Source organism: Microvirga solisilvae (genome assembly GCF_022808595.1).
Lineage (GTDB): Bacteria > Pseudomonadota > Alphaproteobacteria > Rhizobiales > Beijerinckiaceae > Microvirga > Microvirga solisilvae.
On sequence record NZ_JAKUCN010000007.1, the window covers coordinates 42,233 to 65,255 of the forward strand.

Consider the following 23,023-nt stretch of genomic DNA (forward strand, 5'->3'; position numbering starts at 1 on the left):
GGGTTGCCGAGGATGTCGCGAGGCTTGCGTCAACCTTTCGTTTACCGATTTCGTTAACACTGTCCCTGTCACGCCTGCAGTTCGGTAAGCACGGCAGGCATGTGCAAGCGAAATCCTTCGTTTGCAACGGTTTGGGATGGAGCGACGAGGTTCCCTATGGTCACCCGGAATCCACAGGCTGGATGCTTCAAGCGACAGATCGGCACGATCATATCGTTAAGCGCTTGCATGCAGGAATCAGGGTTTGTTAACCATTCTGAACTAGCGTCACGAATCAGTGCAAAAGGGCATCCGCCACTGGCCCGGTGGGGGATGGGTAGCCACAAGCTACATGCAAGCTCCAGGGCATGGGCTGGGGAATAACAATGCGCGTACTTCTCATCGAAGACGACAGCGCAACTGCGCAAAGCATCGAACTGATGCTGAAGTCCGAGAACTTCAATATCTATACGACGGATCTCGGCGAAGAGGGCATCGACCTCGGCAAGCTGTATGACTACGACATCATCCTTCTTGACCTGAACCTTCCCGACATGTCGGGCTACGAGGTTCTGCGGACTCTCCGCGTCGCGAAGGTGAAGACACCAATCCTGATCCTCTCCGGCATGGCCGGCATCGAGGACAAGGTGAAGGGTCTGGGCTTCGGCGCCGACGATTACCTGACGAAGCCGTTCCATAAGGACGAGATGGTCGCCCGCATCCATGCGATTGTGCGCCGCTCGAAGGGCCATGCGCAATCGGTGATCACCACCGGCGATCTCGTCGTCAATCTCGACACGAAGACCGTCGAAGTGGGCGGCGCCCGCGTGCATCTGACCGGCAAGGAATATCAGATGCTCGAGCTGCTCTCGCTGCGCAAGGGCACGACGCTCACGAAGGAGATGTTCCTCAATCATCTCTATGGCGGCATGGACGAGCCGGAACTGAAGATCATCGACGTGTTCATCTGCAAACTGCGTAAGAAGCTCGCCAATGCTTCGCAGGGCAAGAACTACATCGAAACCGTCTGGGGCCGCGGCTACGTGCTGCGCGAGCCGAACGAGGCGGACGAGCGCGTCGCGGTCTAAAGCGAAGCGACAACGAGATGAGAAAAGCCCGGCATCTGCCGGGCTTTTTTATTGCGCTCGCTGCAATCTCAAAACGTGATCTCACATCAGCGGCGATGGAAATATGAGATCACGCAATTGCACATCAAGCAGTGACCGACTTGATCGTCACTTCGTCGCCGTCGATGCTGAAGGCGATGTTCATGTTCGATGCGCGCGCCACCATGCCGGCGTAGTAGATCTGAATGCCATGCGCATCGACCGTGCCGGTTTCAGAATCACCGGCGAGCAGTTCCTGCGAATGCGCGGGGATGCGGGCGTTCAGGCCCTTCGCCTTGATGGTGAACTCGCAAGCCTCGGCATCGCCCGTCACCGTCACGTTGATGGCGCCACCGCGCGGAATGGCGGTGATGGCGATCATGATCAGGTTGAGGAGCAGCTTAACCCGGTTCTTCGGGAAGAGAAGGCGGGGCGAGGTCCAGGAGAACGTGATCTTGTCATCGAGGAAGAGCCCTCGCGCCACCTGCTCGGCATCGCCGAGATCGATGGAGGCTCCGGCCGAGCCTGCCGCGCCGAAAGCGAGACGGGCGAACTGGAGGCGGGCCGAGGCTTGGCGGGCGCTCTTCTGGATCAGGTCGAGGGCGAATTCGCGCATGGAGGTGTCGCTGTCGTCCTCCAGGACCTCGAGCCCGTTGACGATCGCGCCGACCGGCGAAATCACGTCGTGGCAGACGCGTGAGCAGAGAAGGGCGGCAAGGTCGAGCGAATCAAGGGAAATGGTGGCCATAAGGGCTCCGGATAGACCGTAAGTTCAGCGGTGGATTCATGAAATCCTGGATTTCAGGCCTCACGAATACAGCCAAACAGGAAAGAGAACGTGAACCGGATACCCGGCTCCGAGTTCTTTGGAAAGCAGGCAAAAGAGATCGACAGCTTTACCGAGAACAGGCACAGTTTCACCATGCGTCTCGATCATACCCATTCCGACGACCTCGCCCTGAAGCTGGCAGCGATCGCTTCCGAGGCCGCCCGTCTTCTGCGAAGCATGGAAAACGCCTTGATCGAGAAGCAGATCAAGGATGACGGCAGCCCCACCACGGCCGCCGATCTCGCCGCCGAGCAGCTCATCATCCGCCGCCTGAACGAGGCTTGGCCAGACGTTCCGGTAGTCGCGGAGGAGACGTCGAGCAATGTCCATGCGGAGGAGTTCTTCTTTCTGGTCGACCCTCTCGACGGCACCGGCGACTTTCTCAACGGCACGGGGGAATACAGCGTCAACATCGCGCTGATCCAGAACCACCGCCCCATCGCCGCCGCGGTCGCGGCGCCGGCCCTCGGCTCCGTCTGGATTGCGGGCACGAAAGCTCGCATGAGCGCCATGCCCGAAGACGGCGGAGCCGATTTCGACTGGCGGGAGGTCAAGGTCCGGCGCGCGCCGGAGGATGGCCTCGTCGCCCTCGTCAGCCGCCGCCATGGGGACATCGCCACCGAGGCCTGCCTGTCGGTGCTGTCCATCGGCACGCGGCGCATGACCTCCTCGGCCCTGAAATTCTGCCTCATCGCCTCGGGCGAGGCCGATGTCTATGTGCGCTGCGGCGCGACCATGGAATGGGACACGGCAGCGGGCGACCATATCCTGACCTGCGCCGGCGGCAGCGTCGTCGGCCCGGGGAGCGTCCCGCTCACCTATGGCCATGAGGATCGGGGCTATCGCAACGGCCCCTTCGCGGCCATGGGCGATACCTCGCTCGCCCCCAAGCTGGACCTGCCGGTGGCTGCGGCCTGAAGGCTGCCCCTGCGGCAATAAGGCAGCGCTTGGTCAGACATTGTTAGGGTTGATGGCCGTAAGGTCGGGGTTCGATAGAAGCCGTCCGGTCTGAACAGGCTGGATCGTCCCCTGTCTCATACGAGGAGATAGCCCATGCGCTCCCGCATTTCCTTTATTGCTGCGGCAGCCTTCGCCGTCTGTGTCGGCGCCCCCCCCCTCCAGGCTTCGGCCCAGAGCGTCCAGCGCGCCTATGCGAGCAATCCGGCTGCCCCGAATTCCTTCAATTCAAACGAGTTGGTCGATTCCGGCCATCAGTTCTTCGGCTCGGCGTCCCGTGGCTTGGCCATGACGCTCGAAGAGGCCACCCGACGCTGGGGCGAGCCCAATGGCTACATTCTCGGCCAGGAAGCCGGCGGCGCGATCATCGGCGGCCTGCGCTACGGCGAAGGCAAGCTGTTCACCCGCAATGCGGGAGAGCGCAGAATCTTCTGGCAGGGCCCCTCGGTGGGCTTCGATTTCGGCGGCGAAGGCGCCCGGACTATGATGCTGGTCTACAACATGCCCTTCACCGATGCCCTCTATAAGCGTTTCGTCGGCGTCGACGGCTCGGCCTATTTCATCGGCGGCTTCGGCATGACGGCCCTGGCGGCTGACGAGATGATCATCGTCCCGATCCGCACCGGCGTCGGCGCGAGGCTCGGCGTCAACATGGGCTATCTGAAGTTCACGCCCGAGCCGACCTGGAACCCCTTCTAAGTCTTCCAAAAGCAGGATGCCTGCGGGCCTTCTCTCGGTTGCTCTGGAGCGGCCCAGAGAAGGCGTGGAACGATCTCAACCAGCCTCGCGGGACAAAGCCAAAAACGCCTCGTTTCGGAGATGCTGCGATTGTCAAAGAGCGAGCGGGAATGTTCTCGCGAGCGTGTGGCTCCGAGGTTTGGGGTGAGGGAGACGCGAGAGGTCGTCCGGCTCGCTATGGAATGAGTGAAGAACCTGACGGCCCCTCGCGCACGGTTCTTTTAGGCGTTCATCGTGTCTTGCAACGATGGGCCTCCCGGCCCGGCTTGCGAGACCGAACCAGGACCGTCCCCGGCTCCGACACATGCGACGCCTCGCGAGCGCGCCCCTCATCGAGCCAGGATACCAACACATATAGCCAAGGTTAGGAGGATTGTCAAGAACAAAAGAAGAACATTACTCATCGGGCGTCATCCCGGACGGCGCAGCCGAGCCGGGATCGCGGGCCGGGTGAAGCGCAGGCTCACCTCTCCCGGGCGGGAGAGGTCGACGCGCGTCAGCGCGGCGGGTGAGGGATGCGCGTTATCCGGAGAGACCTGTAACCCCTCACCCGGACCTGACGGTCCGACCTCTCCCTCAAGGAGAGGTGATGATCCCGCGCCATTCTCGTCTTGCGATCCCGGGTTCTGCTGCGCAGCCCCGGGAGGACGAGGTATTCAACGAAGGCTGTTCCTCTTGCCCCGGTGGAAACAGCGTAAACCTGCCCTAGAACGGGGCTTCCGGGGTTGATTGCCCTGGAAAGCTGCGCAGGCACAAGGCACAGTGCTTGGGCGTTACCGATCGGGTTTCTCTCCGGCTTGCTGCCGGTTCCTTGGAGTTGGCGTCCGCGTGGTCCAAATCATCATGATCTTCGCGCTTGGGTTCGTGGCAGCGAGCCTCATTGCGCTTCTCATCATTCCCGCGATCAATGCCCGCGCGGAGCGCTTGGCGCGCCGCAGGGCCGAGGCGCTGTTTCCCATGTCCATTTCCGAGCTCACGGCGGAGAAGGACCATCTGCGCGCCGAGTTCGCGGTGCTGCAGCGAAAGATCGAGCGGAAAGCCGAAGAGGCCCTCGCCGCCAAGCACCAGAGCATGGAAGAACTCGGCCGCCGGGCGGTTAGGATCGAGGCGCTCGAGAGCACCATGATCGAACGGGAAAAAACGATTGCTGAACTCGAGCGCAATCTCGCAGCAACGCAGACACGGCTGGCCGCGGCCGAAGACGAGTTGAACCGGACTCAAACCTCTCTGACCAGTAGCCGCGAGACTCTGTCGGCTCTCGAAAACGCGCACCGCGCCACATTGAATGAATTGTCCAACACGCGCATGGAGCTGGACACTACGCAGAACGACCGCACGAAGATCAGGACGGAGCTTCTGCACACGCAGGAAAAGCTGGCGCGCCTCGAAGCGCAATATGCGGATACGGACCAGCGCCTCACCGCAGCATTGAGTGAACTCGATGCAAAGCGCATCTCGATCTCGGACCTCGAAACGCGCCTCATGACGCAAACAGCGCGCGGCAATGATTTCGAGCGTGCCTTGAACGAACGCCATGCCGAACTCGTGCAGGAGCGCAGCCGCCTTGCCGATCTTGCCAAGAATCTCGGTGCCGAGCATGAGCGCGGACTTATTCTCGAACAGCGCATCCGCGAAATCGAGAATGAGCGCGACGAAGCGCAAAGCCTCCTCGCCTCGCAAGAGAGCGCGACCAAGGGCGACGATGGAGAATTACGGCGCCAGATCAGCGAAGTCGCGGCATTGGTGATGCAGGGCAGCGGCAGCATTCAAACGAAGACCGCCGCTCCCGCGAAGAACGGCGGCGCTCGCAGCAACAAGCGGCGCAACAAGAATGCGGGAAAGCAGCGTCAGCCCGATCCCGCCGTGACGTGAGCCGCCCCTTTTCTATTTCGGATCAACCTGCTGATTGCCGCCGGGGCTGCCCGGAGGCGGAATGACCGGAGTCGTGCCGGGATTGGGCACGGGAGCCGGCACTCTGATATCCGGCGTAGCGGTCGCAGGCGGGCGGATGACGCCGTCGCTCTGCTCCAGCTTGTCGCTCAAGGTGCTGCCGGTCGATGGCGGATCCTCGGTCTGCACGCCGTTCGGATCGACCTTTTCAGCCGGCATTTGCTGCAGCGGCGGCATGTTGGGAGCCTGCTGATTCAGCACATTGGGATTTTGCGCCATCGCTGTGCCGGCGCAGCCTGCCGCAATCAGGGACAGAACCAGAATTCTCTTCATGGATCGCTCCTTTCGGGAGGCAACGAGCGATCCGTGAGGGGGGTTCCGTCCAGCTTAAGCGTTGTCCCTGTGCGGTGATGCGGCCATGCGGATATAGGTTTCACGCAGCTTTCGCGTCACAGGACCGGGCTTGCCGCTGCCGATCGTGCGCCCGTCGATGGAGACGATGGGGAGTACGAAATTGGAAGCGCTGGTGAGGAACGCCTCGGCGGCGTCATAGGCCTCTTCGACCGTGAACAGACGCTCTTCGAGCGGGATGCCTTCTGCCTGCGAGAGCGCCAGCAGCGATTGCCGCGTGATGCCGGGCAGGATGGCGTTCGACAGCGGACGCACGACGATGCGGCCTTGCCTGGTGACGATGAAGGCGCTCGATGAACCGCCTTCGGTCACGAAGCCGTTCTCCACCATCCAGGCTTCCTGCGCACCGGCTTCCTTCGCCGCTTGTTTCGCGAGCACCTGCGCGAGCAGGTTGATCGACTTGATGTCGCGCCGCTGCCAGCGCAGATCCGGCACGGTGATGACGGCGATGCCGGTTTCCGCAGCAGGCGCGTTCACGATGGACTTGGCCTGCGTGAACATGGCGACCGTGGGCGTCGCGTTGTCCGGAAACATGAAGTCGCGTTCGGCCACACCACGCGTCACCTGAAAATAGATGAAGCCCTCGCTGAGATTGTTGCGGCGCGCAAGTTCCTCTTCCAGCGCGGTCCACTCGGCGCGCGTATAAGGATTTGCAATCCGCACTTCGCGTAAGGAACGCTCGAGACGTTCGAGATGTGCATCGTTGTCGACGAGGTGTCCTTCGAGGATGGCGACACCTTCATAGATGCCGTCGCCGAACATGAACCCTCGATCCATGAAAGGCACCTTGGCCTCCTCGATGGGGAGGAACGAACCGTTCAGGAACACGATGCGGGACATGAATTACCTCGAATGATGCACGTCTTTAGCCGACCGGCCGGTGGGCGCCGCCGAAGCGTGACCTAGAACCAAAGCATCCCATCAGCCTGGCCATAGGTACCTTCCTGATGAAAGCGATTCCAGTTCTGATTTCGGCATTTTTCACGCTCATGTCGCTCCCCTCGCCTGTCTCGGCCTCGCAGGAGGCTTTGAGGTGGTTTCAGAGCCAGGGCTATGTGGGACCGGCAGGCACCCGCATCATCGCCTGCCATGGATATGGTTGCGTGCGCCGCCAGGCGATTTCTGTGGACGGCTCGTGGCTGAGCCGCGCAAGCGCGCTGTTGAGAGCAGGCAGTGCCTCTCCGGAGGCCGAAAGACAGGCGCTGGCGCAGGTGGTGAGCGCCTATACGGCATATCTTGCTTCCTCCATCGGCGGCAGGCCAGACGTGCCGGGCTCACCGGCCGGGATGTCGGGCGTGCAGGGTCAGATGGATTGTCTCGACGAGACGGCCAACACCACGAGCCTGCTGCTCGTGCTGCAGGATCAGGGCCTGTTGAGTTATCACGAAGTTGAACCGCCGGAATCGCGCGGGTTCTTTCTGGACGGACGCTATCCGCATTTTTCCGCCGTCATTGCGGAGAAGAAGAGCGGGCGGGAATGGGCTGTCGATCCATGGCGCCGGGCGCCGGGCCAGAGGCCTGAAATCCTGCCGCTCACTCAGTGGCGGCAGGATTCTTAAAACAGCAGAGCGCTGAAAACTTATTTCAGGTGCTGCGCGAGGTGCTTGTTCATCTCGAACATGGTCACCTTCGGCTTGCCGAAGATCGGCTGCAGCTTGTCGTCGGCGATGATCTCGCGCTTGTTCTCGGGGTTCTGCAGGTTGTGCTTCTTGATGTACTCCCACATCTTGCTCACGACCTCGCCGCGCGGCAGCGGGTTCGAGCCGACGATGGCGGCCAGTTCCTTGGACGGCTGCAGGGGCTTCTGAAGAGCATTGGGCTTGGAACCGGCAGCCTTGGCCGCAGGCTTCTTTGCTCCGTCTGACGTCTTGGTCGGCATGTATTCCTCCGGGAGTAGAGTGGGAAAGAGCTTCTCGAAAGCCGTTCATCTCCTGGCCCCGACAGCTCCATTGACCAGTCCCGGGCTCGGATTGTCCGGAGCCTGTTTCAAGCCCCAGCCCCCGACGGGCGGTCAATTCCGGCAGAGCTTATGTCCGCTCTGCGCCTACAGCAAGATAGACTTCCAAGGTTTAGGCGGTTTTCGGGAAGGGAAGGATCTTCGCCGACTCCTGATGAGCCGGGACCTGGTAGTTCAGCCGGGAATGCTTCCAGGATCGAGCGGCCGCCGAATGGACATAGGAAACGATGGTTTCGTTCGGGCATGGCTTGGCCAGAAAGGCCGCGCCCTGGGGCAGGTCTCCGGCGGAGGGCCAGCGGCGCCCGGACATGATCAGGATCTCGGCCTCAGGGCGAAATTCATGAACCTTATGAGCGAGTTCGAACCCGTTGCAGCCATTCGGCATGTCCACATCGGTGAGCAGGACATTGATCTCGAGACCGGCCTCCAGAAGCACCCACGCCTCGGTCGCGTTGGCGGCCTCGACGACCTTGAATCCGGATTCTTCGAGAAGGTCCGCCACGAACAGGCGGATCAGGGGCTCGTCTTCAACTAAAAGAACTGTGGACTGAAACTCGGGCATCAGAGGCTCGGCAGGCTGCGCAATTCGGTTTGAACGCCTGAACCGACGATTGGTTCCATACCTGATTGAGACCAGTTGACCTTTCGGTCAGACCGCCTGCCCGCTCATCGCGGTCAGGCCTCCGACATGCCGGGCGAGGCCCTCAGATGCAATGTTCTTGCCTTTCGCCTCGACCTCGAAGTCGCTCCATGCGAGGTGGCGCGCCACGAGATCGTTGATTGCTAGGTTCCACATCAGCTCCGAATGCCCGCGCAAGTCCTTCGGCTTGATGCCGCTTCCGGTGAGCATTCCGTAATCGGGCAGCACCTGAATATCGTGATCGGCAAGAAGCTCCTCGCGGGACACGCTGATATGACTCAGCGGGCGGACGCCGCGCCAGGATGCGATGATGGTCGCGATGCGAGGATCGTCGGGCTCCACATATTCGCCTTCGCTCTTGATCCAGTGATGATGCAGATCGAGCACCAGAGGCACCGCGTCGGCGAGCGGCAGCAGATCGTCGAGACCGTAGCTGACTTCGTCGTTCTCGATGGTGATGAGATTACGCGCCGTTTCCGACAGGCGCGCGAGCCCTTCACGGATGCCTGCGACGCCGACGGCTTTCGCGCCGCCATGAATGTTGATGTGAGCGCCGTGCGGATGCCAGCCGTTGCCGTAGCCCATATAGCGCATGACCTCGGCGTGATATTCGAACTCCGCGATGCCGTTGACGGCAGCGGAGGCGTTCGCCGAGGCAATCACACAGAACTGGCCCGGATGCATGCTGAGGCGCACGCCGTGCTCGCGTGCAAGATGGCCGACATATGCCAGCTTCGTTTCGATGAGGTTGCGCAGATCGCTATCGCGGTAGAAGTCTCGGCAACTGGCATGAGTATAGCCCGGCAGGAGATCACTGGAGAGGCGATGCAGGCGCTCGAGCGGCGGGCGGCTTGCCACATGCGCGATCTGGTGCGTGATCGCGTCCAGGTTATGGGCTACGACGGATGCAAGCTTGTCGTAGGCCGCCTTCGGATCGAGACGGCCGAGATAGGCCATCGTCACGGTGGTGGTGTTCATCCGGCGCGCGATGTCGGCCTCACCGTTCTCAGGCACGAATTTACAGCAGAAACCAAGTCGTCTGGAATGGGGCATGAGCGAGCGGCAACCTCTGGCCTCAGGGCGATGCCCTCATGCCTTTAGCATGAATACGAGCGCGATGAAGTCTCGCCGATCGACTGCCGGATCGTGCGCTCCTCGAAAGGCTTCGGGATGAAAGCCGCCTCGCGCAGGGAATGTGGAATATCGCCCGGCTGCGATGCGGAGACGAAGGCGAAGGGGATCTCCCGCTCCGCGAGCGCCTTCGCGACACCGAAGCTCTTGCCGCCGATCACGTCGATATCGAGAAGCGCGTAATCGAAATCGTCTTCGAGATGGTCATAGGTGTCGGCCAAGGAATTGAAGACACCAACGACCTCATGGCCATCATCTTCGAGGATGGCCTGCAGATCCGATGCAATGAATGGATCATCTTCCAATATCAGGATACGCACGAGACAACTCCGCTAAAAAGCCTTGCCGGATCGCCCTTCGAAATCAAACCGTTCCACTCAAAACGCAACCCTATCCAACTCCCGAGTGCCAACGGATTAACCTATGTTGAGTTCCACCTAGACGGGAAACTCCCCCATTTGCGTCTTGTTATGGTTAAAGTTTTTCAACCGCAGCCCTTGAAAGAAGTGCAAGAGGGTACCATCTTAGTTTCAACCTGACGGGCCTAAACGCCTGTCAGAAGCGGTCACGATGCCGAGGACATGACGCCGGATGTACGCGCATGGATCTCGCCGTGGCCGTTGCCATTTCTGGCGCTGCTTTTCTCTTTTTAACCAAGCGTGAAATGGAAAAAGCGCCGGTAATGAACCGGCGCTTTTCCATTCGAGATTGCTTGGCCGTCAGTGACGGTTCACATCGCGTCCCTGAGAGCCGAACTCGCTCTCGTGACGGCTGAACTGCGCCTCGTCGCCGCTGAACGTTTCTTCCACGTAGTCGCGGCCACGATTGGCGGCCTCGCGGGCATAGCGGAGACCCTGATCGCGCACCTCATCGGCCCATTCGCCGAAGAGCTCGTTCTCGCGACGCGTCCGCGGGAGAAGCGCGCCGAGGAGCAGGCCTGCGGCAAGGCCGACGAGCCCCACCACCATCGGGTTTTCATGCACGTAATTCTGCATGCCGCCACGGGCATTGCCGAAAGCCTTGGCCGAGCGCCCGCCCATCTGGCGAACGCGGCGGCGCTGGCCTTCATACGCATCGGACGCCCAATCGGAAGCGCGCTCATAGGTATCGCGAGCCCATTCGGAGGCGCCTTCGTAAGCACCTTCCGCACGATGACGCATATCTTCGGCCATGTTCTGAGCTTTGTCCGTCATCGAGGAATTCTGATCCTGAGCGTTCTGCTGCGAACCACCCTTCGACCTGTCGCCACCCTGGTTTCCGCCCATGGGATGGGACGTATGAGAGGCAAGCGTAGAACTCTGCGCACTCTTCTTGTCGTCATGTGCATGAGGCATCGGAGCTTCGCCGATATTACCCACAGAGGTGCCAGCAGAGACTTTGCCGGATCCGGTATCGCTCTGCTTGTCGGTCGGCGACTTGCCGCTTTCGTTCTTCGTATTGGCCATGAAACGCTCCTGTTCCGTTCGTTAAATCCGAGAGTTCATTCTGCGACGATCAAACATGCCGTCAGGCTGCTCCAGCGGCGCAGCGCCGGGCTCGTAGAGACGAAGCTCGTCCGGCTCTCCCAAAAGATCCTGTTCGGTGATGAAATCCTCATCTGCGGCAATCAATCGGGTCGGGCGGCGGCGTGCCGGACGACCCAGGCGATAGGCAAGAAGCCCGAGCCCCATCGCAATCAGCATGACCGGAACGGGATTGCTTCGCACGGTTTCAAGAACCCTGTCGTAAACAGGGCCATACTGAGTGGCGCGCGCCGTCCCGAGCATGTCGTCCACGACGCCAGACACGGTCATCTTGTTCTGGAGTTGATCAATCGTACGGTCGAGCTGCGCGCGGCTCTGCTCGATGTCCTTCTCCAGATCCTGAAGGCTCTGTGTCATCATGCACCTCTCTCGGAGAGAACTTCAGCATCCCGCTTGAGCGAGCGCATGGTTCGCTGAGGCGTGAGTGCGGAAACCGACATGGCATGACGCCCGTAAAGGCCAAGGCCGATCGCGATGAGCGCCATGATGCCGCCGACGATCAGCGCGGCAAGAGCCTCGGAGTCGAGAACCACTGCCAGCCATTCGACCAGCGACTCCGTGAGAAGCATGACGGCGGCAATCGCGAAGATCGCGGCAGCCACAACCATGGCGAGCCCAATGAAAAGGGTGCGCAGGTTCTGGGAGATCTCCGTGCGGAAGAGCGTGAACTCTTTCTGTGCGAGATCTGTCGATTCCCGCAGGGCCTCACCAACGAGACCCTGGATGGTTTGATGGTTGCCTTGCATGAGCTCTCTCCCTCATGCCCCGGCTTTGGCACGCGTGCGCTGCCCTTGCGCCTGCTGCTGCCGGCTGCGGCTGGGCTGCGACACACTGGGGTTCATGCGCTCGTGGCGCATGTCTTCAGCTGTGCTCTTGAGGAAACGAGCCGCGAGGAAGCCTACGGCAACCGACACGGCGGCAACCGTTGCGGGACGACGGCGAACGACTTCCTCAAAGTCGTTGAATATATCCGAGAAGGTGCGATCGCGGATCGAATCCGCAAGCTGTTCGAGCCCGTCTGCGGCGCTGTCGACGACGGCGCGGATGTTCGGTCGCTCGTCGAAAGAATGCGTCGACTCGCGCAAGGACGTCGCGAAATCGGCAACCGACTGCGCAATATCGTCCTTACGGCGACCGGCATAATCGGTTGCCTGCTCACGCGCCGACTCGATGAAATAGCGGCCGCGCTCGACTGCCGCGCCCGCCATATCGCCGACGTCGCCCCGCAGGGCATCCCAATCGTCGCCGCCGGTCTGTTGCTGTCTATTACCGTTTTGCTGTCCCACGCCCATGGTCAACCTCTCTTAATCGTGCGGAGGTAACCATTAGAAGCGCGGCAGGTTCCGAAGAGCGCAGCCCTCTTCGCATGGATGAGGGCCAATTCTGGAGCGGATTGAATCAGCGGGCCGATGCCAGCCAATCGACCAGGTCGGCCACCTTCTTGCGCGCCTCGTCATCCTTCAGGCGAACGAAGCCTCGCACGAGCCGGTCGCTGTCCGGGCTGGTGAGGAACTCGGCCATGACGCTGTCGCTTTGAGATGTCGCCGCCGGAAGGCCAGGCGCCCCTTCGAAGAAGAACTCGATACCCACATCCAGAATGCCGGCGATATGGAGCAGGCGGCTCGCACCGATGCGATTGATGCCTTTTTCGTATTTCTGGACCTGCTGGAATGTGAGCCCCAGCGCTTCCGCCAGCTTCTCCTGACTCATTCCGAGCATGATCCGCCTGGCCCTCACCCGGCTGCCGATATGCCTGTCGATGGGGTTAGGTGACTTCTGCTGCAACCGTCTCTCTCCTACCGGTACCGTCAGGCTTGAACCATTATACCCCTTCCAAAACCTTTGGTAGTAAAAGTATGATACACACCTGTTAATAGAACGCTCGCTGGGGGCCCAAGGTGTCGAACCCTGTCTTTGATCATTCAGTGAAGGCATTCGACTTCATTGGGGGACTGGATCAGCTCTCGTCCGTGCAAGAAATAATCGATGCCATGGAGCAGTCTTTTGCGAATTTCGGCTTTGAGACGTTCATCATAACAGGCTTACCCCACCCAGACCAAAGAATAGAAAGCCTCGTTCTACTTAAAAAATGGCCCATTGACTGGTATCTTCGCTATACGAATAAGGGATATGACCGCTATGATCCGGTCATTAGTCTTTGCCGCCAGTCGGTTCAACCTTTCGAGTGGGCAGAGGTCAATTACGACCCTGAATCGAATCCTAAGGCTCTGACCATCATGCGGGAAGCCACGGAATTCGGCATGAAATATGGCTATTGCCTGCCGATCCATGGACTGAATGGTTATGAGGCCTGCTTGTCCATGAGCGGCTCCCATCTGGACCTCTCGCCCCGAACCAAGCCTGCCATCCACCTCATGGCAATGTACGCCTTCGAGCGGGTCCGCACGGTTCTGCAGCCTCCTTCCCACTCCAATCCCCTCACAGCCCGGGAGCAGGAAACGCTCATATGGGCCGCTTTGGGCAAGTCCGCGGCCGATACGGGCGAAATCATGGGGGTCACGGAACGGACAATCACCGCCCATATCACGAGCGCCTGCCAAAAGCTGAACGCGGCCAACAAGACCCATGCGGTGGCCCGGGCACTTCAGCACCGTCTCATCAGACTGTGACGCACCCCTACCTGTAATTTCCTACAATACTCAAATCATGCGGATCATGGAAATTGCCCCTCAAGACGTGGAGGAGCATAACCATGACTTCGATAAAGGTAATCAGGGGACACCAGCGCGAGAAATACGCGGATATCTTGGACGAGTATTTCCGGCTCAGGCACGAAGTCTTCGTCGAAGAGCGGGGTTGGAAGGATCTGGCCCGGCCTGACAAGCGAGACATAGACGCCTATGACAATTCCAATGCCACCTATCTGATCGCCGTCGATCAGGACCAGGTGATCGGCGGCTTGAGATTGTTTCCGACCACCCTGCCCCACATGATCAGTGAGTTCTTTCCATTCCTGCTCAGGAACGGGGAAGCGCTCACAGGCCCCAGCATCCTCGAATGCACGCGCTACTTCGTCGTCAAGGAACGGCGCACGGGCCGCACCGATTGCCGCCTGCTTGCTGCATTTCAGGAATACTGCCTTGAAGAAGGCGTCAGCGAGGTCACGGCCGTTGTCGAAATGTGGTGGCTTCCCCGCTGGCAGCAGGCCGGGTTCAAGGTCCGCCCCCTGGGTCTTCCCCAGATGATCGAGGGTCAGCCGTGCATCGCGGCGGCCATTCGGATTTCTGAAGAGAGCCTGCATCATGTCAGACGGCTTGCCGGCTTGCGCAGCTCTTTCCTCCTCAGGGAAGATTCCCTTTCTTCCGCACTGGATCAGGTGCCCCATGTCGCTGCCTGACGAGAAACTTCCTCTCGCATCCTTCGTGCAGGAAGAAATGGCCGAAGGCCTCGGCGAAAACTTGAGCCAGCTGCTCGATCTTCTTCCACCTGTTGTTCGATTGCGGCTCTTGGCCTTCATGCATCTGGTCGAACAACCGGAAGCCATGAAGGCGACCCTTGAGGTTCAGCCGTGCGGCCTGCTGCGTCTGACCCTGGACACGACCGTCTCCCCCTGCCGCACGCACCAGCACTGACGCCGGGCACCTCCAGCGGCGTGTGCAAAAAGCAAAGCCCCGTCGAGAGACGGGGCTTTGTGATGATTCAATACACCTGTTAAGCAGCCTTGATGTTGACTCGTGCCTCGGCAAGTTTCGTGAGAAGCGCGTCCGTCTTCTTCTCTTCCTGCAGGTTCTGATCGAGCAGCTTGGCGGCGTCGTTCATGCCGAGCTCCTGCGCCCACGTCTTCAGGGAGCCGTAGCGGGTGATCTCGTAATGCTCGACGGCTTGAGCCGCAGCCAGGATGCCGGCATCGAGAGCCTCGCTGTCGGCGAAGTCTTCCATGACTTCCTTGCCTTCCTCGATAATGCCGTTGATCGCCTCGCACTGCACGCCGCGAGCGGCCTTGTCCAGCATCTTGAACACCTGTTCGAGGCGCTCGATCTGGCCTTCGGTTTCATCGCGGTGCGTTTCGAAAGCCTGCCTCAACTCTTCGGATTCCGCAGCTTTCGCCATCTTCGGCAGCGCCTTCAGGATCTGCTTCTCGGCGTAATAGACATCCTTCAGGGTGTGAAGGAACAGGTCGTTCAAAGTCTTTTCCTTGGCAGCCATCATTCAACTCCATAGGGGTGAGAGTTGACTCAACGACGGCCAAGGTTCCTTGTTCCTCGCGAATTTCGGGAGAGCGGAACAAGCTCGATCCGCATCGCGTTCGCCCCTGCAAATCAAGGAGATTGAAAGTGGCGAATATCATCTCGTCGGGCGCTGGAGCGCTGATGAATGGAGAACCCAACCTGAGCACCACGGAACGCGGGCTCTACATGGTCGCAGGCCTCGGCCTCGCGGCAGCGGCGGCAAAGCCGCGTCCCAACCCTCTTCTCAATATTCTGGCACTGGCAGGCGGCTCCTACCTTGCCTGGCGCGGATATGCCGGTAACTGCCCGATCAAGGCCGCCCTCACAGGCTCTCACGATCACGCCTGACAAGGCCCCAAAAGAAAAAGGCCGCACCTCGCGTGCGGCCTTTCCTGTTTTGGCAGCTCAGTACGTTGTCGTCGAGCGCCGGCCTGCGATCAGGCCATAGATGAAGAGCACGACGATCGCGCCCACGATGGCGCCGATGAAGTTTGCCCCGTCATCGGGACCATACCAGCCGACTGCGCGCCCGAGATAGGTGGCGACCACCGCGCCGATGATGCCGAGGATCGTGGTCATGATGAAGCCGGAGGGTTCGTTCCGGCCGGGCATGATCCACTTGGCGATAAGGCCCGCCACGAAGCCGATGATGATGGTCCAGATAATGCTCATGATGGGATCCTTCAGTGATTTGTCTCCTGAAAACGCGCATCCCAAGCTAAGGTTGCGCCTGACATCCGCCCTGAAACGTCGATTTTCACGATCTTGCCGCAGTTGAGGGTAACCCTTCCGCTTGGCCCCAATGGAGGAGGTGCTCGCAATGGATTCCAACAATCCCTGGACGTATGAAGCCGTTCAAGCGCTCATGTCTTTGGCTCGGGAAGGCATGCCGGCTTCCGTGATCAGCCTCAAACTTAAGCGGTCGATCACGGATGTCCGCGCGAAGCTCAGCGATCTGGGCATCACGCCGGCGGCAGAGACCTGACGTCCAGGCGGGCCCTGCTCACGCTCATGTAATTCTGTTTCTATGACATAACCCAGGTTCCGGAAGCGGCCTGGGGAGTGAAACATCGTTCCGGCTTCTCAAAAACGAGACGACAATTTCCTGACGGACGCGAAGGCGAGGATGCAGAAATGCGACCTCGCCTTTTCCTTATGTTTCCAACCCATTTGCGGAAAAACGAGCAAGTCTCGCACAAGCCATGTTTTCTATACCGATTGGACACACGCATCTATCCGCGCCAGATCTCGCAGGGTGGCCCATGAAGATTAGAACCAAGCTCTTTGCACTCGTTTCCGCTCTCACCCTTGGCACGGCTATCGTTGCAGGGTTGGGGCTATATGCCGTCCGGACCTATGACGCGACTGTCGACGAGGTCAGGGAAACCGCCATTCATGCTCTCTATGCCGAGCGCCTCAATCGCATGGTGACGCATGTCGTCATGGAAACGCGCGGCATTTATGCTTCCGCGGATACGAAGGAAGCACAGAAATTCGGAGATGGCGTCCTGCTCACATTGTCCGAAATCGACGCCCTGCTCAATCAATGGCGTCTGTATGTTCCTGCGGACGATAAAGTTCTGTTTGACGATCTCGTGAAGGACGCTGCAGATTTCAAGAAAATCCGGACAGAGACTGCGCGCCTCGGCAGCGCGGTCTCTCCTGAGGCGGCAAATGCGCAGGGCAACACGGACGCCAATCGCATCAATCGGACAGCCTTCCAAAAGAAAATCGATTCTTTGAAAGAGAAGGGTAATGTCGCCATCGACACGATCGATGAAAGGGCCGGAGAGCTCCACGACAACATGCTGATGCTGTTTGCGTTCATGGTCGCCGGATGCATTCTGCTGGGTCTGTTGCTGAGCTGGATCATCGGAAATCGTCAGATTGCGCAGCCGCTCCAGGCTGTCACGAATGCCCTCCAGAAGCTTGCCTCCGGCGATTTCGCCTTGCCAAAAGTGAAGCCGAGCCGCGACGAAATCGGCGCCATCTGGAAGGCCACGCAGGTATTCGCCGATGCCATGCAGGAAACGCAGCAGCTTCGTCAGGAGCAGGCTCAAGCGGAAATCCGCGCAGCGGAAAAGCGCAAGGCGGAGATGGCGGCCCTCGCGCAGCAGTTCGAGCAGAGCGTCGGCGGACTTGTGCAGCATCTGTCGTCCTCGGCGGGAGAGCTGGAAACGACGGCCCGTTCGATGTCTTCCGTCGCCAATCAGACCACCAGCCAATCCATGACCGTCTCGTCAGCGGCTCAGCAAACCTCGGCCAATGTTCAGACCGTCGCGGCAGCCACGGAAGAGCTCTCCATCTCCATCCGCGAGATTGCAGGCCAGGTGACTCAGTCGTCACGGATCGCAGACCGTGCCGTGGAAGGCGCTCAGCGCACGAATGTCACGGTCCAGCAGCTCGCCAGCATGGCGGAGAAGATCGGCAACGTGGTGCAGCTCATCAACAACATTGCCGGACAGACCAACCTTCTGGCGCTGAACGCCACAATCGAAGCAGCTCGCGCCGGCGAGGCCGGAAAGGGCTTCGCGGTCGTTGCCTCCGAGGTCAAGGATCTCGCTAGCCAGACGGCGAAGGCGACGGAGGAAATCTCCTCGCAGATCGGCTCCGTGCAGCAGGCGACCCAGCAGACCGTGGAAGCCATTCAGGAGATTGCGCGAACCATCAACGAGATGTCGCAGATCTCCGTCTCCATCGCCGCAGCAATGGAGGAGCAGGGAGCAGCGACTGCCGAGATCGCACGCAACGTCCAGGAGGCCGCCCGCGGCACGGAGCAGGTCACCGGCAACATCTCGGATGTCCAGCAGGGCGCAAGCGATACCGGCGCCGCCGCCTCGCAGGTTCTCGGTTCGGCTCAGGAATTGTCACGCCGTTCGAGCGAGCTGAGCCGCGAGGTTTCAGTCTTCCTCACCGAAGTCAGGGCCGCTTGACGCACATCGCACTATCAGGAGGGACTGGGATCATGACCTGCTCAGAGTTCCAACCCTCCTGGATACGATCTCCAACCACCCACACTCATCTCCGTTGGCGCTGACAGCGCATTTGCTTTGATCGGCATTTTCGACGCGAAGGGCGACGGCGCTATGCAGGTTCGGTTCAATCCTGAGGATGAGGCTCCTCCAGAAACCTACAGGCTCATTTATCGGAGCCAGAGAGTGCAGGAACCGAATTCGCCGGAACTCTCCGACATGATCCTCAACATTCTGGAGCATGGCCGGGGGCACAATCGGCAGGCGGGAATATCCGGGGTTCTTCTGTTCGACACACGGAGCTTCGCACAAGTGATCGAGGGGCCTCCGAAAGCAGTGAAAAGCCTGTTCGGACACATCGCCTGCGACCCACGCCATACGGCAATCGTTCTTCAGGAGCATGGATTGGTTCCGGCCCGAGCCTTCACGAAGTGGGTCATGGCTTTCGTCACACCGCTCTCGCAACTGGATGCCAGCATTCCCTCCGATATCCTCGCCGGAGGAGGCAGGGACGCCAAGAGCATTCTCCAAATGCTGATATCCCTGCTGAGAGATCAGTTTCCGGCCCATCGCGAAAGCGCGCCCGGATGAACGGCCAACGGACCAATCGCATCGGCGGGTTTCGAGCGGTGCTCCTGGCAAATCCGCAGAAGACCCCGCTCCTCTTCGCCCATCCGCGCTTCAACGACAGGCAGACTTCATGACGACACGTTTCGAAAAGGCCCTCGCGCAAGTCGCCGGATTCGATCATGAGCTGAAAGTCGAGCGCATGGACCTCGAGACCAGGGCTCAAAAGATCCGCCGCCTGGAAGAGCTTATCCGCGCCAAGGAAGCGACCGGAGACCGCATCGTCATCAGCATAGCCGCAGCATTGGTGGTTTCAGCAATGGCGCTGCCCGTCTATGCCGCCTACTACAGCAACAGCCACGCATATTTGCCAAGTATCGGAGGTTCCATCTCAAGCGCAACGTCACTTGTTGCCGAGCGGCTTCCGAATTTGGGACGAAGCATGGAATCTGTCAGTGAGAGAAGCGCTCCTGACAGCGATCCAGCAAGAACGGAGCCGGGCGCGAAACGCCGCCCGCGAGCTTCTGAAACGAGCCTCGCACGTTACGTGATCCATCGGGCGACCGAAGCGTCGGCCCTGATCGAGGGTCCGAGCGGATTGTGGTGGGTCACACCCGGCATGAAGATTCCGGGCGCCGGTCAGATCCTGTCGATCGAGCGTTCAGAGGCCGGCTGGGCCGTCGTCACGTCGGAAACCACGATCACGGAAGAGACGTCCGTTGTGAGATAAGGAAGAGCTGTGGCGGCGAGACTGGTCTCGCCGCTCTCACCAGCCTCCAAGCCTGAGCTTGGCGATGCTCATCATCAGGTCGACGCTCACGCCCTGTTCCGTTGATTGGTTGAACAGGCTGAGAACAGGGGCAATGGTTTCCGGCGCCGCGTTATTCATATCCCACATGGCGCTGAAGCGCTGGATCAGTTTATCGACCTTCTTGGGATCCTGAAAATCCTTGACGTTCAGAACCTTTTCGAGGTTTCGCACCTGGATGTCGAGATCGGCTCTTGATGACGCCTCCGGAATGCTGAATGTCGTCTGCATGAATTTCAGCAGCGCCCTGTCAGCAAGAATTTCCATCGGCTTAGTGACGGAGGAAGCTTTCCGCTTGAAATAGAGCGCGAGTTGAACACCCTGGTTCGCGCGCCCTTCCTGCGTCTCCAGCGTTTGCTGAATATACTTCTGAACGGTCTCCGTTGTCGCGCTGGCGGCAGATGTCGCCGCGGCACCCTTCCCCACGAAGTCGAAGGCTCTCGCGAAAGCCTTATAGAGCGGGTTGGTCATCTTGTTGGCCATGCTGAGAGGACTCGCGACACCCTCATTCAGCATTTTCTTCATGAACGCCTTGGCATAAGCCATGTCCTCGAGGCCATAAGCCTTCATCGCATATTTGAAGACGCGATCATTCTTCACGAAGTCATCGACGGTCTTAATGGTCTTGATCGTCGCGTTGTAGTAATCGGTCTCACGCTTGACGATGGGATCGTTTTGGATCTGCGTCTTCGTCCGCGCCATGTTTGTTGAGATGATCTGATACCTGGTTGCTGTACTGACCATGACAAACCTTCAAGGATTCAGGGGGACAAATGACGTCTTCAACGATTCCAAGACGTTTTTTCACCAGCTAGACCGGATATAGTCCGGCAATCTTGCCTGAACTTGTCCGCGACGGTCTTCGTGTCGGCCGTGTCGAACTGAAACTCCGATCGCAGGGGTTCCAAGCGGTAGTTGGAGAGTTCGACGGTGAGCGTCTGGGCGCTGGCGATCCTGTCCAGAAACAGGTTCACCTGCTCCTGGTCCGCGATCTGCCCAATCCGCCCCCGATAGATCCAATATCCGAGTTCCGGACTGCCGCCATCGAACCAATAGACCGTGCTGCGGCCGCGCACGCTGCTGTGACCGAGATAGCCCTTCTGCGAAACCGCAGCAGCCATGGAGACGATCTGTGGCTGCTCGCCGGTGGCGGAGTATCTTGAGCAGGTTAGCCAAAGAAGCGAGTCATCGACGCCCTGCAGCCGTGCGAAAGCGGCCTGCGGCCTGCCGTCGGGGTCGTGCCTGACCACGTAATCCCAGGATCCGATGAAGGTCGCCAAGGCCTGCGCCCGGCTAGCAATCAGGGAACCTATAACGAGAGCGGCGACAACAAGGCCGGACAGCTTCATCGATGAAGAGAAATGAAACGGCTGATCACGCATCGCCGCACCTATCCTTCAAGTAAAGGAGCCTCGCAAATAAAAGAGCCTCGCCCTTCTCAAGGCGAGGCTCCTTCTAGCCCATGCCTAAGCTCTTACTGGAAGAGGCGCAGGATCATCTGGCTGTTCTGGTTCGCCATCGAGAGCGCCTGCACGCCGAGCTGCTGCTGGGTCTGCAGAGCCTGGTTGCGGGTCGAAGCCTCGTTCATGTCGGCATCAACGAAGGCGCTGACACCGGCGGTGAGCGAGTCGGACAGAACGCCGATGAACTCTTCCTGGGTTTCGAGCAGGGCCTTGTTGGCGCCGAGCATTGCAGAGCCTTCCGTAACCTTGGCGATAGCCTCGTCGATGGCCTTCAGACCATCGGCAACCACCGTGCTGGCCTTAATAGCAGCGGTAGCTTCACCCACGTCCGTGGTGACGTCAGAAGCATCAGTGTTGGTCGTCGAGACATTCTTGGTGACATCCGTAGAAGTCAGCCTCAGCTTGCCGTCGACAACGCTTGCCGAAACACCAAGGAGCGTTTCACCATCGATCGCAGCCTGGACCGCGGTCTTGAGCGCATCGACGTCGGCAATGTCACCGGCAGCGAGAGTCACATCCTGCGCCTCGCCGTCACCGACCTTGACCGACAGCTTGCCTGCGGCCAGGTCAGCCACGTCGATCTCGATATAGCCAGCAGCGGCTGCGCCAGCCTTCACTGGATCCGTTCCGACAGCAGACGTACCGTCCACGTCGTTCGCAGGCGTGTCATCGTCGGTATAGCCGAGATTGTTGACCGTCTTGGTGACGTCCGTGGACTCGAGCCGCAGCTTTCCATCAACGACGCTGGCATTCACGCCGGAGAGAGTGCCGGCAGAGACAGCCTGGTTGATCGCATCACGGACATCTTCCTGTGTCGTCGCAGATGCGCCCACCGTGAACGTCTGGGTCGGGCCGGTGCCGATCTTGAAGGAGATCGTGTCGTCTGCTGCGAAGGTCGTGACAGCTAGTTCAGCATGTCCGCCCTTAGCAGGTGCGCCAACAGTGCCGATGTCGATCTTGGCAACATCGCTCAGAATGCCGCCAGTGCCCTTACCAGCATCTTCGAAGAGAACCGTCTTGGACGTGTCGATCGCAAGAGTGCCGACCTTGTTGTTCACGCCGTCATAGGACGTGACCAGGTTGACAACGCCGCCAGCGCCGGCAAGCCAGTTCTGGCCATTGAACGAGGCCGAACCTGCAGCGCTCTTCATACCTTCGATGTTCGCATTGAACTCGGTCTGGATCTTCTGCAGGTCTGCACCCGGCTGAGAGGCGGCAACGAGACCTTCCTTCATCTTGTTGAGGTAGGTCAGCGACTTGTCCATCGCCGAGGTGTAGGTGTTGATCATCGCCTTGGACTGCTTGATGGAGTCCTTCACAGCGCCAAGAGCGCCGTTGTCGGACTTCATCGACGTCGCGATCGACCAGTAGGAAGCGTTGTGAGAAGCCTCACCGACGCGCAGACCCGTGGAGATCTGGTTCTGGTTCTTGTTCATCGCGGTCTGCGTGGCCTTCAGGGCCTGCAGAGCGGTCATGGCGGACAGATTGGTATTGATCGAAGACATGTGCTTCTTCCTTGAATGATAAGATTGTTCAGGGAATGTCGGAATTTAACCGACGAAAGCGGAGTGGCATCATGCCTCGAGGAAAAAGCCCCCGATCCGCTGTTCACATGACATCCGGGCTAACCGGTAAAATGGAGTGGCATCATGCCTCGCTCTTTTAGGAAGAGCCTCCATAGTGCAATCTCGACGCTTCGGGCTTATCGCCCATTGCGTTCGTGTCTTTATTAATGATCAAAGCCTACCGAAGCGTCAAGCGGAAAGATGAAGCGCAGAGTAAATTTTTCATTGCGAAAAACATCGTTAACGAAGCTTCTTTTGCAAGCACGAAAAGCTCCCATAATCGAGGGAGCATCGCAG

The 23,023-nt window shown here is 59.6% G+C and carries 30 protein-coding genes; 13 read left to right on the plus strand and 17 right to left on the minus strand.

Translation table 11 applies throughout. The annotated features are described in order from the left end of the window. The first annotated feature begins 365 nt into the window (after positions 1–365). A complete protein-coding gene (ctrA, locus tag MJ639_RS14110) occupies positions 366–1,067 on the plus strand; it encodes a response regulator transcription factor CtrA (protein ID WP_091129617.1) in 702 nt (233 codons plus the stop codon). A gap of 124 nt (positions 1,068–1,191) precedes the next feature. Here ctrA and chpT read toward each other — a convergent pair whose 3' ends face one another. After that, positions 1,192–1,833 carry a histidine phosphotransferase ChpT gene (gene chpT, locus MJ639_RS14115; RefSeq protein ID WP_243373987.1) on the minus strand — a complete coding sequence of 214 codons (642 nt, stop codon included), beginning with the start codon at positions 1,831–1,833 and terminating at the stop codon, positions 1,192–1,194. Between the two features lie 90 nt (positions 1,834–1,923). On the opposite strand from chpT, the gene MJ639_RS14120 reads away from it, so the two are divergent. The 3 genes from MJ639_RS14120 (at position 1,924) to MJ639_RS14130 (ending at position 5,481) form a co-directional block, all read left to right on the plus strand. Next, positions 1,924–2,832: a 3'(2'),5'-bisphosphate nucleotidase CysQ family protein gene (locus tag MJ639_RS14120; protein ID WP_423790799.1), complete on the plus strand. Its 909-nt coding sequence runs from the start codon at positions 1,924–1,926 to the stop codon at positions 2,830–2,832. A 135-nt stretch (positions 2,833–2,967) separates the two neighbouring features. After that, entirely contained in the window at positions 2,968–3,570 is a 603-nt protein-coding gene (locus tag MJ639_RS14125) for a DUF1134 domain-containing protein (RefSeq protein ID WP_243373989.1), read from the plus strand. Positions 3,571–4,437: 867 nt separating this feature from the next. Beyond that, on the plus strand, positions 4,438–5,481 hold the full coding sequence (locus MJ639_RS14130; protein ID WP_243373991.1) for a coiled-coil domain-containing protein: 1,044 nt from the start codon (positions 4,438–4,440) through the stop codon (positions 5,479–5,481). Between the two features lie 12 nt (positions 5,482–5,493). Here MJ639_RS14130 and MJ639_RS14135 read toward each other — a convergent pair whose 3' ends face one another. Together MJ639_RS14135 and MJ639_RS14140 are read right to left on the minus strand one after the other, a co-directional pair. Continuing rightward, positions 5,494–5,832 (minus strand): hypothetical protein, encoded by a 339-nt coding sequence (locus MJ639_RS14135; RefSeq protein ID WP_243374001.1) that lies wholly within the window; start codon positions 5,830–5,832, stop codon positions 5,494–5,496. A 54-nt stretch (positions 5,833–5,886) separates the two neighbouring features. Beyond that, positions 5,887–6,750 carry a D-amino-acid transaminase gene (locus tag MJ639_RS14140; protein ID WP_243374016.1) on the minus strand — a complete coding sequence of 288 codons (864 nt, stop codon included), beginning with the start codon at positions 6,748–6,750 and terminating at the stop codon, positions 5,887–5,889. Between the two features lie 107 nt (positions 6,751–6,857). On the opposite strand from MJ639_RS14140, the gene MJ639_RS14145 reads away from it, so the two are divergent. Next, complete coding sequence (locus MJ639_RS14145) at positions 6,858–7,469, plus strand: hypothetical protein (RefSeq protein ID WP_243374018.1); 612 nt, start codon at positions 6,858–6,860, stop codon at positions 7,467–7,469. Positions 7,470–7,489: 20 nt separating this feature from the next. On the opposite strand, the gene MJ639_RS14150 is transcribed toward MJ639_RS14145, so the two are convergent. The 9 genes from MJ639_RS14150 to MJ639_RS14190 form a co-directional block, all read right to left on the minus strand. Next, positions 7,490–7,789 (minus strand): SWIB/MDM2 domain-containing protein, encoded by a 300-nt coding sequence (locus MJ639_RS14150; protein WP_243374020.1) that lies wholly within the window; start codon positions 7,787–7,789, stop codon positions 7,490–7,492. 190 nt (positions 7,790–7,979) lie between these two features. Next, positions 7,980–8,429 carry a response regulator gene (locus MJ639_RS14155; RefSeq protein ID WP_243374022.1) on the minus strand — a complete coding sequence of 150 codons (450 nt, stop codon included), beginning with the start codon at positions 8,427–8,429 and terminating at the stop codon, positions 7,980–7,982. 87 nt (positions 8,430–8,516) lie between these two features. Next, on the minus strand, positions 8,517–9,560 hold the full coding sequence (locus MJ639_RS14160) for an apurinic/apyrimidinic endonuclease family protein (protein ID WP_243374023.1): 1,044 nt from the start codon (positions 9,558–9,560) through the stop codon (positions 8,517–8,519). Positions 9,561–9,604: 44 nt separating this feature from the next. Beyond that, positions 9,605–9,958, minus strand: coding sequence for a response regulator (locus tag MJ639_RS14165; protein ID WP_243374033.1), 354 nt, complete (start codon positions 9,956–9,958; stop codon positions 9,605–9,607). Between the two features lie 399 nt (positions 9,959–10,357). Continuing rightward, positions 10,358–11,083: a hypothetical protein gene (locus MJ639_RS14170; protein ID WP_243374036.1), complete on the minus strand. Its 726-nt coding sequence runs from the start codon at positions 11,081–11,083 to the stop codon at positions 10,358–10,360. 21 nt (positions 11,084–11,104) lie between these two features. Further along, entirely contained in the window at positions 11,105–11,521 is a 417-nt protein-coding gene (locus MJ639_RS14175; RefSeq protein ID WP_243374038.1) for a DUF3618 domain-containing protein, read from the minus strand. Further along, positions 11,518–11,907, minus strand: a complete 390-nt coding sequence (locus tag MJ639_RS14180) for a phage holin family protein (RefSeq protein WP_243374040.1) — start codon at positions 11,905–11,907, stop codon at positions 11,518–11,520. Before MJ639_RS14180 ends, MJ639_RS14175 begins: the two co-directional genes overlap by 4 nt. A 12-nt stretch (positions 11,908–11,919) precedes the next feature. Then, positions 11,920–12,453: a hypothetical protein gene (locus tag MJ639_RS14185; protein WP_243374042.1), complete on the minus strand. Its 534-nt coding sequence runs from the start codon at positions 12,451–12,453 to the stop codon at positions 11,920–11,922. A 106-nt stretch (positions 12,454–12,559) separates the two neighbouring features. Next, the gene (locus tag MJ639_RS14190) at positions 12,560–12,946 is read right to left on the minus strand and encodes a helix-turn-helix domain-containing protein (protein WP_243374044.1); all 387 of its coding nucleotides are present in this window, start codon (positions 12,944–12,946) and stop codon (positions 12,560–12,562) included. 113 nt (positions 12,947–13,059) lie between these two features. Here MJ639_RS14190 and MJ639_RS14195 point away from each other — a divergent pair, with 113 nt between their 5' ends. The 3 genes from MJ639_RS14195 (at position 13,060) to MJ639_RS14205 (ending at position 14,754) form a co-directional block, all read left to right on the plus strand. Beyond that, a complete protein-coding gene (locus tag MJ639_RS14195) occupies positions 13,060–13,791 on the plus strand; it encodes a helix-turn-helix transcriptional regulator (protein ID WP_243374046.1) in 732 nt (243 codons plus the stop codon). Between the two features lie 83 nt (positions 13,792–13,874). After that, the gene (locus MJ639_RS14200) at positions 13,875–14,519 is read left to right on the plus strand and encodes an acyl-homoserine-lactone synthase (protein ID WP_243374047.1); all 645 of its coding nucleotides are present in this window, start codon (positions 13,875–13,877) and stop codon (positions 14,517–14,519) included. Further along, a complete protein-coding gene (locus MJ639_RS14205; protein WP_243374049.1) occupies positions 14,506–14,754 on the plus strand; it encodes a hypothetical protein in 249 nt (82 codons plus the stop codon). Before MJ639_RS14200 ends, MJ639_RS14205 begins: the two co-directional genes overlap by 14 nt. A gap of 79 nt (positions 14,755–14,833) precedes the next feature. On the opposite strand, the gene MJ639_RS14210 is transcribed toward MJ639_RS14205, so the two are convergent. After that, complete coding sequence (locus tag MJ639_RS14210; RefSeq protein ID WP_243374051.1) at positions 14,834–15,331, minus strand: YciE/YciF ferroxidase family protein; 498 nt, start codon at positions 15,329–15,331, stop codon at positions 14,834–14,836. A gap of 125 nt (positions 15,332–15,456) precedes the next feature. Between MJ639_RS14210 and MJ639_RS14215 the strand changes: the two genes are divergently transcribed. Then, positions 15,457–15,699 (plus strand): YgaP-like transmembrane domain, encoded by a 243-nt coding sequence (locus tag MJ639_RS14215; RefSeq protein WP_423790800.1) that lies wholly within the window; start codon positions 15,457–15,459, stop codon positions 15,697–15,699. Positions 15,700–15,756: 57 nt separating this feature from the next. On the opposite strand, the gene MJ639_RS14220 is transcribed toward MJ639_RS14215, so the two are convergent. Beyond that, positions 15,757–16,023, minus strand: coding sequence for a GlsB/YeaQ/YmgE family stress response membrane protein (locus MJ639_RS14220; protein ID WP_243374053.1), 267 nt, complete (start codon positions 16,021–16,023; stop codon positions 15,757–15,759). A 148-nt stretch (positions 16,024–16,171) separates the two neighbouring features. Here MJ639_RS14220 and MJ639_RS14225 point away from each other — a divergent pair, with 148 nt between their 5' ends. From MJ639_RS14225 to MJ639_RS14240, 4 genes are all read left to right on the plus strand, one after another. Next, the gene (locus MJ639_RS14225) at positions 16,172–16,336 is read left to right on the plus strand and encodes a hypothetical protein (protein ID WP_243374055.1); all 165 of its coding nucleotides are present in this window, start codon (positions 16,172–16,174) and stop codon (positions 16,334–16,336) included. Between the two features lie 277 nt (positions 16,337–16,613). Beyond that, a complete protein-coding gene (locus MJ639_RS14230; protein ID WP_243374057.1) occupies positions 16,614–18,284 on the plus strand; it encodes a methyl-accepting chemotaxis protein in 1,671 nt (556 codons plus the stop codon). 153 nt (positions 18,285–18,437) lie between these two features. Then, complete coding sequence (locus MJ639_RS14235; RefSeq protein WP_279306644.1) at positions 18,438–18,914, plus strand: BLUF domain-containing protein; 477 nt, start codon at positions 18,438–18,440, stop codon at positions 18,912–18,914. A 109-nt stretch (positions 18,915–19,023) separates the two neighbouring features. Then, positions 19,024–19,620: a hypothetical protein gene (locus tag MJ639_RS14240; protein WP_243374069.1), complete on the plus strand. Its 597-nt coding sequence runs from the start codon at positions 19,024–19,026 to the stop codon at positions 19,618–19,620. Between the two features lie 36 nt (positions 19,621–19,656). On the opposite strand, the gene MJ639_RS14245 is transcribed toward MJ639_RS14240, so the two are convergent. The 3 genes from MJ639_RS14245 to MJ639_RS14255 all read right to left on the minus strand — a co-directional run bounded on the left by MJ639_RS14245 (position 19,657) and on the right by MJ639_RS14255 (position 22,666). Then, positions 19,657–20,442 carry a DUF1217 domain-containing protein gene (locus tag MJ639_RS14245; protein WP_243374078.1) on the minus strand — a complete coding sequence of 262 codons (786 nt, stop codon included), beginning with the start codon at positions 20,440–20,442 and terminating at the stop codon, positions 19,657–19,659. Between the two features lie 38 nt (positions 20,443–20,480). Continuing rightward, positions 20,481–21,080, minus strand: coding sequence for a hypothetical protein (locus tag MJ639_RS14250; protein WP_243374079.1), 600 nt, complete (start codon positions 21,078–21,080; stop codon positions 20,481–20,483). Between the two features lie 92 nt (positions 21,081–21,172). Next, on the minus strand, positions 21,173–22,666 hold the full coding sequence (locus MJ639_RS14255; protein WP_243374081.1) for a flagellin: 1,494 nt from the start codon (positions 22,664–22,666) through the stop codon (positions 21,173–21,175). Positions 22,667–23,023: the final 357 nt, after the last annotated feature.